Below are 14,194 nucleotides of genomic sequence, written 5' to 3'. Positions count from 1 at the left end.
AAAATTATTGAAAGTAGCGTACCCCAGCGTTAAAGAGCTGTTGATCTTTATTACCACTCGTATTAATTCCAACCTGCTTACCGATACGCTCAGAGTGACCCATTTTCCCTAATATACGTCCATCTGGACTTGTGATTCCTTCAATGGCAAACATTGATCCATTTGGGTTATAGCGGATATCATAGGTTGGCTGACCCGCTTCATCGACATATTGCGTCGCTATTTGGCCATTTGCTGCAAGCTGTTGTATTACGTCTTCAGGAGCTACAAAACGACCTTCACCATGGGAGAATGGTATGTTATGCATATCTCCTACCTGTACGTTATTAAACCACGGTGACTTGTCAGATACTACTTTAGTCATTGCCATACATGATATATGACGACCAATGGTATTATAGGTCAGTGTTGGTGACTCTGGTGTCATCTCACGGATTTCTCCGTGCGGCAGTAATCCTAGCTTGATTAAGGCTTGAAATCCATTACAAATTCCCAGAATCAGACCATCACGTTTTTGTAAAAGCTCCATAGTTGCTTCTTTAATTCTAGGGTTTCTAAAGAGGGTAGCATAGAATTTCCCTGAACCATCAGGCTCATCACCACCACTAAAGCCTCCTGGCAGCATCATAATCTGCGCTTGACTCAGCTTGTCAACTAGTACCGCAACGGATTCTTCAATATCACTAGCTGTTAAATTACGGATTATAAGTGTATCGGCGAGGCCACCAGCCTGTTCAAAGACTTTTTGTGTATCATATTCACAGTTTGTCCCTGGAAATACTGGTATGACAATCCTTGGCTTAGCTATCCTTGCTAAGGCAGTGCTTTTTACAACTTTTGTTTGCTCTTGCGAATAATCTTCTATTGCTTTATCACTGTTAATTGATGCTGTCTTTGTTGGGAAGATGTTTTCTAATGGCTGTTCCCACGCCTTATACAAGTCAGCAATCAAAATTTGCATAATAGCTTCAGTAGAATCTTTTTCTTCTATAAGTCTAATTTCAGGTTGCTCTATTGTCTGACCTAGCACTTGATAGTTTGCATCCCCTAAAGCTGCTTGAACATTTATATCAGCAGGCATCTCTAGCACAATTGACCCGTAATCTGGGCTAAACCAATCTATCGCTTGCGCCGCCTGTAGCGATACGCCAATTTTATTACCAAAGGTCATTTTCGAAACTGCCTCAGCTAATCCGCCATATTTCACAGTGTGAGCCGCAAGAACACTACCATCTTCAATCAGCTTTGTGATTGTCGCGAAGTTTGTTTTTAGTTGAGCGAAATCAATTACGCCCTGCTCATCACGGTCTGCCTTTACTAATACTAGCTGACTGCCTGCTTGTTTTAGCTCAGGCGAGATTACGTTTGCTGCATTTACGACAGCTACCGCAAATGCAACTAGGGTTGGTGGAACATGAATATCCTTAAATGTTCCAGACATACTATCCTTACCACCAATTGCTGGGATACCGAACTCCTTCTGAGCTAGATATGCTCCTAACAGTGCACTAAACGGCTTACCCCACTTCGTTTCATCAGTTCCTAGCTTTTCAAAGTACTCTTGCAATGTAAGTCTAATTCCTTCATAGCTACCACCGATAGCTACTACCTTAGCAACTGCTTCAACAACGGCATACATTGCACCGTGGAACGGACTCCATTTGGATAATTTAGGATTGTATCCATGGGTCATAATTGTTGCTGTGCTTGTCTCGCCCTTAAGTACAGGGATTTTTGCTACCATTCCTTCAGTTGGTGTAGCTTGATGCTTGCCGCCAAATGGCATTAACACAGTGCCAGCACCAATGGAGCTGTCAAAGCGCTCGACTAATCCCTTCTGACTACATACATTTAAGTCCTGTAGGTTATTAAGCCATTGTTGCTTTAAATCGACTGATGATTTGGTCGCGAAAAACGGTGCTTGCTCATCAGGTGCTTGCACGTGTACTTTTGTAGCCTGTTTGACACCGTTAGTATCTAAGAAATCCCTACTTATATCAACTATTGCATTGCCACGCCAGAACATTTGTAGGCGTCTCGAATCCGTAACCTCTGCTACAACTGTTGCCTCGACATTCTCTGTCTTTGCAAGCTCGATAAATCGTTCTGCATTCTCAGCAGCTACGACGACAGCCATGCGCTCCTGGGACTCAGATATTGCTAATTCTGTTCCGTCAAGGCCTTCGTATTTTTTCGGAATTACATCAAGATTTATTTCAAGACCGTCTGTCAATTCACCAATGGCGACTGATACACCACCAGCACCGAAGTCATTGCATTTTTTAATCATTTGACTTACTTCTGGTTTGCGGAATAGACGCTGAATTTTACGCTCTGTCGGTGGATTACCCTTCTGCACCTCTGCACCACAGCTAAACAGTGAATCTTCATCATGCTCCTTCGAGGAACCAGTTGCGCCACCGCAGCCATCACGGCCTGTGCGTCCTCCAGCTAGGATAACAACATCACCCTTAGCAGGACGCTCACGCACGACGTTTTCCTTTGGCGCTGCAGCTACTACTGCACCAATTTCCATGCGCTTAGCTATAAAGCCTTCGTCATATACTTCTGCAACATGTCCAGTAGCTAGTCCAATTTGATTACCATATGAGCTATAACCCGCAGCAGCTTCCGTTGTGATTTTACGCTGTGGAAGCTTACCTGGAAGAGTGTCTTCAATTTTCGTACGGGGATCGCCACTACCAGTAACACGCATCGCTTGATAAACATAGGAGCGTCCAGATAATGGGTCACGAATGCAACCACCTAAGCAGGTTGCAGCACCACCAAATGGCTCTATTTCCGTCGGATGATTATGGGTCTCGTTCTTAAACATAACAAGCCATTCTTGATTCTCGCCGTCAACATCTACATTTACTACGATACTACAAGCATTAATTTCTTCAGAGGCATCTAAATCATCAAGCTTTCCGAGTTTACGCAGCTCCTTCATACCGATAACTGCCATATCCATCAGGCACATTGCCCGCTCCTGACTTCCATAAACAGCTTCGCGCGCATTAATATAGTGCTTATACGCTTGTTCAATTGGCTCTGTTAGCTTGCTTTTATCAATCTGAACGTCAGTAATCTCTGTCATAAAAGTAGTATGACGACAATGATCAGACCAGTAAGTGTCAATTACTTTTAGCTCAGTAATCGTTGGATTACGTTTTTCCGTATCACGGAAATACTCCTGACAGAACTTTAAGTCTTCATAGTTCATCGCAAAACCAATGTCATCCATGAATGCTTTAAGTGCTTGGTCATCCATATCTACAAAGCCATCAATAATCGCTACATCTTTAGGCTCGTCCATTACCATCTCAAGTGTTGTCGGTTTTTCTAGCTTTGCTTCCCTAGATTCTACAGGGTTAATGTAATAATCTTTAATTTTAGCCACGTCAGCTTCTGTGATATTGCCTTCGAGAACGATAACACGCGCCGTGTTTACATTCGGTCTGTCCCCTTGGGTTAATAGCTGTACACATTGAGCAGCGGAGTCTGCCCGTTGGTCGTATTGTCCTGGCAAGAACTCAACTGCAAAAACCTTGGCACCTTCTGGCAATGGATACTCTTCCTCATAAACCGTATCCACCGGTGGCTCTGAGAAAATTGTGTTCTTTGCTTGGGCAAATGTTGCGTCATCCATCCCAGAAACATCGTAGCGATTAATTGCACGTACTTTCTTTAGCTCTGATATGTTTAGATTAGTAACGAATTCCTTAGCTAGCTTTTGAGCCTCGATGTCAAAACCTGGCTTCTTCTCTACATAGATTCTTCTTACGTCGTTATTGACCATGATTCATTCTCCTTTACCGCATATCATCTAATGAGTTTCTCTTATATTGTCCCGTACTTACACTACTATTATTGTAACAGATTTTCTTTTATGATTGTTATTAATGTTAATAATGCATTATATAAGGTCCGCTAATATATGCATGCTATTTGCATTTCAATAATTAATATAACCAGTATAGGTTTTTAAGTAAAAATATGCTACTATACTATGGGCTACCTACTACTTTTAATAATCATATACTGGAGGGTCAACATTAATGAATTTTAAAACTAAAAGAGACCGTTTTTTCGTTGTTATATGGATATCGCTGGTATTACTGATCAACTTATCTTTCCTAGTGCCTTTTCTCCTTACTGAGTTTCACTCGAACGAATTTATGATTATTATGTTTTTAAACATCATTACTACGGGCTTGCTTATATGGCTAGCAGTCGATATAAAGTATGTTTTATACGAGGACTATCTATACGTAAAAGGTGGACCGTTCAGGTCCAAAATTAAGTACCAAGATATATTTAAAATTACAGGAGATCCAAATATTTGGGTAGGATACCGTATTCTATTTGCCAAGGATGCGATAGAGGTTCACTACAAAACTGGATTTGGCAGTGTCATAATTTCCCCTGAGAATAAACAAATTTTTATAGAGGAATTGTTAAAAAAGAATAATTCCATTAAGGTTTCAAAAATACTGGCAAAGTAAAATGCACCGTAGTTCCTTGTCCTAATCTGCTTTCAATCCACATCTTACCACCATGGGCATCAATAATATATTTACTTATAGATAGACCTAGTCCTGTACCGCCAAATTGACGGGAACGGGATTTTTCCCCACGATAAAATTGGTCAAATACATAGGGCAAATCTTCTTCAGCAATCCCCCTACCATTATCTTTGATAGACACTAGCAGAAATGCAGTATCAGCTTGCTCTACTTTAATCTCTATTTTGCCCGTTTTGTCGTCAATATAGCGTCTAGCGTTATTTACTACATTCTCCATTACCTGCAGAATGCGTTGTTTATCTGCCCTCAGATAGCCATCAGAAGCTTTTGCTTCTATAGTTAATTCAAGAGTGTCTGCAGCAAACTGCATCTCAAACTGAGCCAATATCGAATTGAAAAATTCGTCAAGCTGATACTCATTAAGTATTACATCCATTTTCCCTACTTCTAACTGGGAGTACTTATATAGGTCGTCAACCAAGCGGTCCAATTGATCTGTCTTGTCATGAATGACAGATAGGTATTTGTCTAGCTGTTGTTGATTGTTCGCAATTCCATCCTGAATACCTTCCACGTAACCCTTGATAGACGCTACTGGCGTTCGGATATCGTGCGAAATATTTGCTACAAGCTCTTTTCGCAGGCGTTCCTGCTCTGCTTGCTTATCTATCGACTCCTTTAACCTATCCTTCATTAACTGAAAAGCTTTGACCAGTCTGCCAAATTCATTATCTTTGTGGTAGTTCATGGTGAAATCAAAGTCACCATCAGTAATGCGTTCTGTAGCACGATTAAGCTCAGACAACGGACGTAAAATGCTACGGGAAATAAACCAGGTAAAGCCGCCTATTGCAAGCACTAATGATATAAAGCCAAATAATAGACTTGCACCTAGTACTTTTGCAAAACCGACCATAATTTGAGACGGCATTGAGGTTGGGCTAAAGTAAACTATTACATGTACGTTTGTATCATAGTTCACCTGTACAGTCATAGTGCTTTGCGAGAAATTATCGATTAGCCCACCAAAGCGCTCATCACGTGCTTCAGTATCAATCGCTGCATTATTAAGCCTTTCAAAGGAATCAAACAGCAGACTGCCGTCCTCTGCATAAATTTGCACATCAATCTCATAGTGCTCTAAAACACCTGCAATTTCTGTGGCGAACAATTCTGGTTGATTAATGAGTTCTGTATAGCTTGCAGTTATAGCATCTCTAAGTTCGATATTTATATATTGCAAGCTTTCAAGCTGTTCCATATCATATTGGTTTTGCATTTGTCCAACCAATAACCACATAGAACCCGCAGTAGTTACTATTGGCACTACGATAACTGCCAAAAAAGCTAGAATAAGCTTGGTCTGAATGCTAGTTTTTATTGCTTTGGAGCTAAGCTTCATTTATTTACCTCCAAACTTATAACCAACACCCCAAACAGTTTTGATATACATTGGAGCAGCTGGGTTAGGCTCAATTTTTTCTCGCAATCTTCGAATATGTACAGTTATTGTGTTAATATCGCCGAAGTCATCATATCCCCATACCTGATTAAAAATTTGTTCTCTAGTGAAAACCTGTCCTTGACTAGTTGCCAGAAAACTCAGCAGAGAAAACTCCTTTGCCGATAATTCTACTGCTTTTCCTGCAACATAAGCGTTATGCCCCTTAGTATCAAGCTCTAAATCTAGGTATTTTAACGTTTCGTTTTTTGCTTTTACCTCAGATAAATGAAAATACCTACGCAAATGGGCTTTAACCCTAGCAACTAACTCGCTAGGGCTAAATGGCTTTGTCATATAATCGTCCGCTCCCAAGCCTAAGCTCAGGACTTTATCAATATCGTTCTTCTTAGCACTAAGCATTATGATTGGAATTGTTGAATGATTGCGTATTTGCCGACAAAGCTCCGTTCCTTCTAATTTTGGCAGCATAATATCAAGCACTGCTAAGTCTGGCTGTTTATCATGGTAAAGTCGAAGCCCCTCTTCACCATCAAATGCCATTATTACTTCATAGCCTTCGTTTTCTAGGTAGTCTTTAACTAATTCTGTTATTTCCCGTTCATCATCGACAATTAATATTTTCTCACCTGACATCTTTTCACCTACTCATTCAGAAGTCATAGCTACTTGGTTTAACGTTTTATTTTGTCATTATGCATTCTACATCTATCATACTACTTATACGTCCTACTGGAAAGTATTACAATATAATTTGCTTGCGTTTGAACATAGCCACTGCAAGCACTAGGAAAGCAACAGCATAAGCAGCTAAAACTACAACTGTGAACAAAAGATTTTGTCGTAAAGCAGGTTCAATCACTTGAATGTAAAAGGAAAGATGGGTAGTGATAAGATATGGGCGCACCTGCTCGACTAACTGTCCAAGAAAAGTTAGTGCAAAAAACACACCTATACTAACACCTATAGCTGTTGTGCCACTAGATGCAGCAACGCAAATCGCTAGAATTACAAAGGCAAATGCCATTAATGGTATCAGCGAAACTAAGTGACTGGCTAAAGTAATTAGCACTCCGTTGATTCCTGATACTGTTTCACCACCAATTAAAACCCCTTCACCCCAGCCGAATAACAGAGTTCCAATTATATAGCTAAAGATCATCGACACTAGTAGCAGTACTGAGGTAATAATCCCTACAGCAATAACCTTAGCTGCTAAGACTTCTGTCCTTAATACTGGTTGAATCAGGCTATTTTTCAATGTGCCTTTCTCGTATTCAGAGGCAAACATTTCAGCCAACATAACTATTATGAATAACGGCAGCAGCATGGAAATTGTGCCAGATAGCATGTTTATGGCATAATCCTGCCCTGTAAACGGGATATCAAGTTCAGGTATTATTAACGAAGCCGCTGGCAGCAATAGTATACCTATTGTTAGGAATAAGAAAATCACCAGTTTACGGTTCGCAATCATTTTATATATTTCATTGTAAATTAAGTTAGACATGCAGTTCACGCTCCTTCTTTGTCAGCTCGATAAAGTAATCCTCGAAATTATCAGCGTTTGCTTCTTTTAATAGCTCCTGCACTGTACCAGTAGCTAATAATTTTCCTTCGTTTAAGATAGCTACACGGTCACAAGTAACCTCAACTTCCTTCAGTAAATGACTCGAGATAAAAAACGTTATATCCCGCTCAATAGCTAGCTGTCTGATTAATTCACGTATTTCCCGCATACCCTGGGGGTCAAGGCCATTGGTTGGCTCATCTAGGATTACCAGCTTTGGTTTATGCAATAATGCTCGCGCAATACCCAGGCGCTGTCTCATACCAAGGGAATATGTGCGAACCTTATCCTTACTACGCTTTTTCATCTGTACCATTTCAAGGACTTCATCAATATTCTCTTTGGTTACACCATCGTATACGTTTGCTGCAAGACGTAGATTATCATAGCCACTCATATACGGATAAAAGTATGGCGTTTCTACTATTGCTCCAACTTCACGAACTGCGCTTTTAAAATCCTTTTTTATGTCATGACCATGGATTTTTATAATGCCCTGCTGAAAATCTATCAAACCTAGCATCATGCGCACAAGGGTAGTCTTACCAGCCCCGTTAGGACCAAGAAAACCATATACCTCTCCTTGTCTTACTTCAAATGTAATATCATGAATCACCTTGTTTTTAGCAAAGGATTTAGCCACATTGTTTACTTGCAGAACAACATTATCGTTAATCATTTGTTCGGAACTGTTTTTCACATTAATCACCCTCCTGCGTTGATTTATCTCAGCGGCGTTACTAATCTCCCAGTGGAGATAAGTGCCGCCAAGCTTCGAAATAAGTGCAACTAGAGTTCAGGTGGTGTAAAAACTCCATCTGAACTAAGTTTTCTTTATATACAATTTGTGCTACAATTTTTTCTATTAGTATTATTGTGCCCGAAAATACTTACATACTGCTTATTAAATTATTAAGAGTTTATTAACTATTCGGTATTAAATCGCAAGCTATTAAATCATATTTAGGAACTCTAAAAAGGAGATTAACTATGGATATAAGCTTTGAACTCTACAAGGTCTTTTACCACGTTGCTTCAAGCTTAAGCTTTTCTGAAGCGTCTAGTAGGTTGTATGTGTCACAATCAGCCATTAGTCAGTCAATTAAACTCCTTGAGGATAAACTCGGCTGCAAGCTTTTCTATAGAAGTACAAAAAGTGTCAGCTTAACCCGCGAGGGTGGAGTTTTGTTCCAGCACATTGAACAGGCCTACTATGCTATTAAAAACGGAGAGCGCAAGCTGTCTGAGTTAGCATCCCTACAATCTGGCGAGGTACGCGTAGGTGCAAGTGATACCATTTGCAAGCACTATCTGTTGCCATATTTCCGTGAATTCAACAGAAAATATCCACAGATAAAAATTCATGTTACAAATCGCCCTTCCCCTACCTGCCTCGAATTGTTAAGTAAAGGCGCCGTCGATGTTGTGATTATTCATCTGCCAGAGAAGCTAAAGCATGACTCTGTGCGGATTCTTGAATCAAAATTGATTCAAGATGTATTTGTGGCTGGTAATGGGTTTTCTAAACTAAAAAATAAAGCACTTGCACTTCAGGAATTAGCTGACCTGCCATTATTAGCATTAGAGAAAAATACCACTACGAGGGATTTTCTCGACCAATATTTATTAACCCACAAGATATCACTAGAGCCTGAAATAGAACTTAGCAGCTTAGATCTACTGATTGATTTGGTGAAAATCAACTTTGGTATATCCTTTATAACTAAGGATTATATCCAGCAGGAGCTAGCGTCGGGTGAATTATTCGCCCTCAATGTCCAAGAATACATACCAAGCCGACAGCTAGCAATTGTCGCTAACAAGCATATTGAATTGCCTAAAGCAGCGTTGGAGTTTGTTAATTTATTAAAGCCATCTTTTCAAAACGATTGAATAATGAATAAGGCTTACATAGATTAGTTTTTCTTAATAGGAATAGAGAGATATTATATTATTTACTGGGGAGGTAATGATTTATGAAATGGCTTAAAGAAGTAGACGGAGAATTATGGTTAACAGAGGATGACCGCGAAAACCTTAAGCTAAGTTATCGAGTTAAGAAAGTAATACATGCTGAACAATCCCCGTTTCAACATGTTATGATACTAGATACTTACGATTTCGGACCAACATTAGTGCTTGATGGAGTTATTCAAACAACTTCAATTGATGGTTTTATATATAATGAAATGATTACCCATATACCAATGATGACCCATCCAAAGCCAGAAAATGTATTAATTATTGGTGGTGGTGATTGCGGTGTTGCCAGGGAAGTAGTAAAATACGACAGCGTGACCCGAGTTGATATGGTGGAAATTGACGAATTGGTCGTGAAGCTATCTAAGAAGCATCTACCTGAGGTTTCTGGCAACCTATCTGATCCACGCGTGAATTTCATTTATGCTGATGGCACCAAGCATGTTAGAAATCAACCAAATCAGTATGATGTCGTTATAATCGATTCTTCTGATCCAATCGGACCTGCAACTCAGTTGTTTTCACTAGAATTTTACACTGGTGTCGCAGCTTCTTTAAAGGCTGACGGACTAATGGTGTGTCAAAGTCAATCTCCAATATTTCATATGGATATCGTAAATGAAACGCAAACAAAGCTTAAGACGCTATTCCCTCATACAGACGTCTATACTGCCGTTGTGCCAACATATCCAGGGGGCTTATGGAGCTTTTCTCTAGGCTCTAAGAAGTATACACCTGAATCAATAGCTACGGGCTGGGATAAGGCAGCATCCTATGTGAACGCTGATATCCTCGAGCGTTGTTTTAGCATTCCTGAGTTCATGAAGCAGGCATTAAAGTAATTAGTTTAACGATTTATGGTAGGATAGGTGATGTGTTTCACCTTATTCCTACCTTTCTTTTAAATGTCCTTAAGTCATCGGAGTAATTAATGCGTATCCGTGCTAGTTGATAATAATCTTGATTGCTGTTAGCAAAGCCATATTGAGTAGTCAATGCTGTTTTATACCCTATGTCTTCTAGGGCTTTTAATGTATAGCTCTGATAGCGACCATAAGGATAACAAAAATGCTCCACCATTCTTCCTAGCCAGCTCTCTAGAGTTGCTTTTGACCATGATAGCTCTATATCGGTTAAGTGCGCTGATAGCATTGATAAATCCGAGTGATAGTATCCGTGACTACCTATCAAGTGTCCATAGCCAGCTAGCATTTGAATTTGCTCTATTGACATCAGGCCAGGACTGTTGTTTAACACTCCCCCAGGATTCACATAAAAGTTGCCTCTATATTCGTGTCTTATTAAAATTGGGTTTGCATTGATTAAATCAGTTAGGTAACCGTCATCGAAGCTTAGAACTATTGGCTTTTCAGGTAGTGGGTCTCCATATTCCCAATGCCTATATACCTCCTCCATTGTTACCGTGTTATATCCATTCTCTTTAAGCGTTCGCATTTGCTCATTAAAATTTTCAGTAGATACATATAACTGCCTCATAGGATTACCTGCACTAGGCTCTGCAATCTTGTGATACATCAATATTGGAATACTATTATGCTTAATATTTGTCGTCGGTAGATTTATACTTTTAATTAAGAAAACATGAGCTTGCGTTTCTTCATTGTTAGCTATTGAAGCATTAGTTATAATTACATTATAAGTGTACTTATTAAGCCCTAACCCTAATATATATAGAAAAGTTTCATCAATATAAATTTTTGAATCAATTCGCTTATATGGAACTAGCAACATATGCTTATATCCTTTATATGTAAAGGTCTGCTTATCGATATAGATGATATCTTCTGCTGAAGTTTGCCCACGAAATGCAAGAAATGCTCCAGAATAGTCTGCTTGCATATCTAGTAACTCTGCTATTTCATTTGCTTCTATGAATACTACGTTGTTAACATTTCGATAAACATGCGTACCGTCTTCTTTTACATTACGGCTTTCACCTACAGCGATTCCATAACCAGTAACGATTATTAATAATGCAATTATTAAAGCAATTGTTGTTCGCTTTCCCATATATCAATTTCCCACCTTATAAGCACTTGTCTAACATGGTGCTATGTCAATATATGTGTGGGAATTTAGATTTATACTTTAATTTAAGAGAAGCTACACCTTCTCACCTTGCTTTATGGTAAACTTTTATATAGTAGTTATGAATTTATGTAGAAACAAGAAAGCTTATGGAGGTGATATTGTGAGGGCGCGCGCTTGGATTATTGTCATATTGTTAATTGGAGGGCTATATTTCTTATCTTCCATACCAGGATTACGTGTTTTACCAGTACTAAGCTCGATTAATTCTGCAATGTCGAACATAGACTTTCTAATCGTGCGATTGTCTGAATGGCTTGCTGCTAAGGTCCCACTAAACTTTGGTGAACTACGACATATAGATACTTTAACTCAGGATTTCCTCGCCTATGCTCGAGATAACCCAATCATTATTGAGTTCTTCTTACGAAAAGTTGCCCACGTTGTCGTGTTTTTCATAATAACTATTGCACTTTTTTTCTTATACCACCAATATATAAAGAGTTCAAAAATCTCAGTGGCACTAGCATTTATTAGTGGCGGTATCATAGCATTCGTCGATGAATATAGACAATCATTCGTCGATGGAAGGGTTGGAAGTACTGTTGATGTTTTTATCGATATGATAGGAGTAACCCTAGCAACCTGTTTAATTGTATTCTCTTTGTTCTTAACTAAAGCTGGAAGACAAAGATTCTATCAACAAAGCAACCATGAAATAGATGGTGATGAGGATAAAGAAGTAAAGAGCGATAAAGATAACGATAAAAAAGTAGTTAGTAGTGACGAGGAAAAAATCGATGAAGCCGAAGCTGCTAATCAAGCTAAAATCATGGAGCTGCAGAAAAGGATTGACGAGCTGGAAAAAGACCTAGCCAGCAAAGATATTACATAATAAAATACCATGAAGCTAGTAACGAACCGAAACTATCGTTTCAATTCGTTGCTAGCTTCTTTTTTGTAACTATTTCTGGGTCTAACTTCACTCCCGATGAATATACTTTTTAAAAAATTCTAATATATTATATGAAAATTGATAATGAGAGTATTGACAGAAGGGATGATTGTTATTGAAAAGAAGGGATTTTCTAGTTAGCACCTTTGCCAGCGCTTTAGCAATAAGTGCTTTAGATTTTAAGCAAGCTCACGCCTATAATATTCCCTATAATGGGCTTATAGACATACAGATGAACGGTAAGTCTCAGTACCTTGATGATTATACACCTTTTATCGACGAAAATAATAGAACTATGGTGCCTTTACGTTTTGTATCAGAGAAATTTGGACGGACCGTGGATTGGCACGAGGAATCTCGCTATGCGATTATCAGAGACGATGACAGCAAGGCTTTATATTTTCCTGTTCATAGCAATTTCTATATACGTAATGATGGCGAAACAATTGAGATGGACACGGAATCAGTAATTCATAATAACCGACTTTATATACCACTCAGATATCTAGCAGAAGAGCTGAGCCTAAGAGTTGACTTTACATTTAATAACAATAAGCCGCTGATTGTATTAGAGGATAAACTCTATATAAATTCTAGAAATCCAGATTTAAAAAGTTATAGTGTATACCCATTTAACGCCACCATCTTATACACCTATAATGATTTAGTAGCTGACCTTAACTGGCTAAAACGCTATTATGGTGACGTTTTAGATATTCATAGCATGGGCAAATCCACTTCTGGAGAGTATGATATCTGGGGGATTCGCTTAGGCAACGGAGAAAAAGTTGCAACAGCCCATGGTGCTATGCACGGCAACGAATGGTTGAACATCCCGATATTGATAGAACAAATTAAAGAATATGCTAGCTTGTATAAAAGCAATGGATACTATCAAGGTAAAAACGTAAGACAGCTCCTAGATGACGTTTCGATACACTTTATCCCTTCAGTAAATCCAGATGGTACAGCCCTGTGTCAATTCGGTGCATACGCTTTTCCGCAGCGCGCGGAAGAGCTCTATCGCTTAAATAATAACCATGTTCCCGCAGGATATGATTTTACACGTTGGAAAGCAAATATTAATGGTGTGGATTTAAATAGAAATATGGATACTGGTATGCGAGAATTACTTCGAGATGATATTTCTAACAGACGAAGGCCTGGTTTCCTAGAACCTACTTACGCTTTTTTCATGGGGGATGATGTCGAGAGTGAGGTAGAGTCTAAAATACTATGCAACCATTATCGTCAGAAAAACTCTGTGTTACTACTAGATTATCACAGCAGTGGCAGAATCTTGTACTGGAACTTTAGCAATACCAACTATAATAGACAGGACGACGGCAGCTTCGTTCAAGTACCTGATTTATTAACTACGCAGGCACGTAAGATTGCTAGTGCTATGTCCTCTGTAACAGGATATATTAACCATGATGCTTCTGCCGTTCATAATAATACTACTATAAATCGCTGGGGTACTTATAGACTGCAAATACCGAGCATTACTGTGGAGACAACAAACGTAGTCGATGTACAAAGAACTGTCGGTGCAATGAAATTTATGAACGCCTACTTCAATGAAAGAAGCAGGGTTCTTTACGCTACCTTAACCGCTGTTGCTGCTATATAATGTTTATAATTGCGTG

The 14,194-nt window shown here is 39.1% G+C and carries 11 protein-coding genes; 5 read left to right on the top strand and 6 right to left on the bottom strand.

The window, feature by feature from the left end:
• Positions 1 to 4: 4 nt before the first annotated feature.
• Entirely contained in the window at positions 5 to 3,802 is a 3,798-nt protein-coding gene (locus tag BHF68_RS08925) for a phosphoribosylformylglycinamidine synthase (protein ID WP_069643302.1), read from the bottom strand.
• 259 nt (positions 3,803 to 4,061) lie between these two features.
• On the opposite strand from BHF68_RS08925, the gene BHF68_RS08920 reads away from it, so the two are divergent.
• Positions 4,062 to 4,508: a PH domain-containing protein gene (locus BHF68_RS08920; RefSeq protein ID WP_069643301.1), complete on the top strand. Its 447-nt coding sequence runs from the start codon at positions 4,062 to 4,064 to the stop codon at positions 4,506 to 4,508.
• On the opposite strand, the gene BHF68_RS08915 is transcribed toward BHF68_RS08920, so the two are convergent.
• From BHF68_RS08915 to BHF68_RS08900, 4 genes are all read right to left on the bottom strand, one after another.
• Complete coding sequence (locus BHF68_RS08915; protein ID WP_069643300.1) at positions 4,480 to 5,931, bottom strand: sensor histidine kinase; 1,452 nt, start codon at positions 5,929 to 5,931, stop codon at positions 4,480 to 4,482. The genes BHF68_RS08920 and BHF68_RS08915 overlap by 29 nt on opposite strands.
• Entirely contained in the window at positions 5,932 to 6,627 is a 696-nt protein-coding gene (locus BHF68_RS08910) for a response regulator transcription factor (protein WP_069643299.1), read from the bottom strand. It lies immediately after the preceding gene.
• 106 nt (positions 6,628 to 6,733) lie between these two features.
• A complete protein-coding gene (locus tag BHF68_RS08905) occupies positions 6,734 to 7,501 on the bottom strand; it encodes an ABC transporter permease (protein WP_069643298.1) in 768 nt (255 codons plus the stop codon).
• The gene (locus BHF68_RS08900) at positions 7,494 to 8,261 is read right to left on the bottom strand and encodes an ABC transporter ATP-binding protein (protein WP_245669655.1); all 768 of its coding nucleotides are present in this window, start codon (positions 8,259 to 8,261) and stop codon (positions 7,494 to 7,496) included. The genes BHF68_RS08905 and BHF68_RS08900 overlap by 8 nt, the downstream gene beginning before the upstream one ends.
• A 290-nt stretch (positions 8,262 to 8,551) precedes the next feature.
• Between BHF68_RS08900 and BHF68_RS08895 the strand changes: the two genes are divergently transcribed.
• Both BHF68_RS08895 and speE read left to right on the top strand, forming a co-directional pair.
• Entirely contained in the window at positions 8,552 to 9,454 is a 903-nt protein-coding gene (locus tag BHF68_RS08895) for a LysR family transcriptional regulator (RefSeq protein ID WP_069643297.1), read from the top strand.
• A gap of 83 nt (positions 9,455 to 9,537) precedes the next feature.
• Positions 9,538 to 10,383, top strand: coding sequence for a polyamine aminopropyltransferase (gene speE / locus BHF68_RS08890; protein WP_069643296.1), 846 nt, complete (start codon positions 9,538 to 9,540; stop codon positions 10,381 to 10,383).
• Positions 10,384 to 10,420: 37 nt separating this feature from the next.
• Here the strand turns inward: speE and BHF68_RS08885 are convergent, their stop codons facing one another.
• Positions 10,421 to 11,572, bottom strand: a complete 1,152-nt coding sequence (locus tag BHF68_RS08885; RefSeq protein WP_069643295.1) for a polysaccharide deacetylase family protein — start codon at positions 11,570 to 11,572, stop codon at positions 10,421 to 10,423.
• A 181-nt stretch (positions 11,573 to 11,753) separates the two neighbouring features.
• Here BHF68_RS08885 and BHF68_RS08880 point away from each other — a divergent pair, with 181 nt between their 5' ends.
• Both BHF68_RS08880 and BHF68_RS08875 read left to right on the top strand, forming a co-directional pair.
• A complete protein-coding gene (locus BHF68_RS08880; RefSeq protein WP_069643294.1) occupies positions 11,754 to 12,485 on the top strand; it encodes a VanZ family protein in 732 nt (243 codons plus the stop codon).
• A gap of 169 nt (positions 12,486 to 12,654) precedes the next feature.
• Positions 12,655 to 14,178 (top strand): M14 family zinc carboxypeptidase, encoded by a 1,524-nt coding sequence (locus BHF68_RS08875; RefSeq protein ID WP_176719911.1) that lies wholly within the window; start codon positions 12,655 to 12,657, stop codon positions 14,176 to 14,178.
• Positions 14,179 to 14,194 lie beyond the last annotated feature (16 nt).

It is taken from the genome of Desulfuribacillus alkaliarsenatis, assembly GCF_001730225.1.
Classification (GTDB): domain Bacteria; phylum Bacillota; class Bacilli; order Desulfuribacillales; family Desulfuribacillaceae; genus Desulfuribacillus; species Desulfuribacillus alkaliarsenatis.
The sequence above is the reverse complement of the archived record's forward strand: the minus strand, read 5'-3'. Positions and strand labels throughout refer to the sequence as shown.

Excerpts from the sequence above, each read along its gene's own strand:
- BHF68_RS08925 (WP_069643302.1), bottom strand. The coding sequence starts at position 3,802 with ATGGTCAATAACGACGTAAGAAGAATCTATGTAGAGAAGAAGCCAGGT.
- BHF68_RS08920 (WP_069643301.1), top strand. The coding sequence starts at position 4,062 with ATGAATTTTAAAACTAAAAGAGACCGTTTTTTCGTTGTTATATGGATA.
- BHF68_RS08915 (WP_069643300.1), bottom strand. The coding sequence starts at position 5,931 with ATGAAGCTTAGCTCCAAAGCAATAAAAACTAGCATTCAGACCAAGCTT.
- BHF68_RS08910 (WP_069643299.1), bottom strand. The coding sequence starts at position 6,627 with ATGTCAGGTGAGAAAATATTAATTGTCGATGATGAACGGGAAATAACA.
- BHF68_RS08905 (WP_069643298.1), bottom strand. The coding sequence starts at position 7,501 with ATGTCTAACTTAATTTACAATGAAATATATAAAATGATTGCGAACCGT.
- BHF68_RS08895 (WP_069643297.1), top strand. The coding sequence starts at position 8,552 with ATGGATATAAGCTTTGAACTCTACAAGGTCTTTTACCACGTTGCTTCA.
- speE (WP_069643296.1), top strand. The coding sequence starts at position 9,538 with ATGAAATGGCTTAAAGAAGTAGACGGAGAATTATGGTTAACAGAGGAT.
- BHF68_RS08885 (WP_069643295.1), bottom strand. The coding sequence starts at position 11,572 with ATGGGAAAGCGAACAACAATTGCTTTAATAATTGCATTATTAATAATC.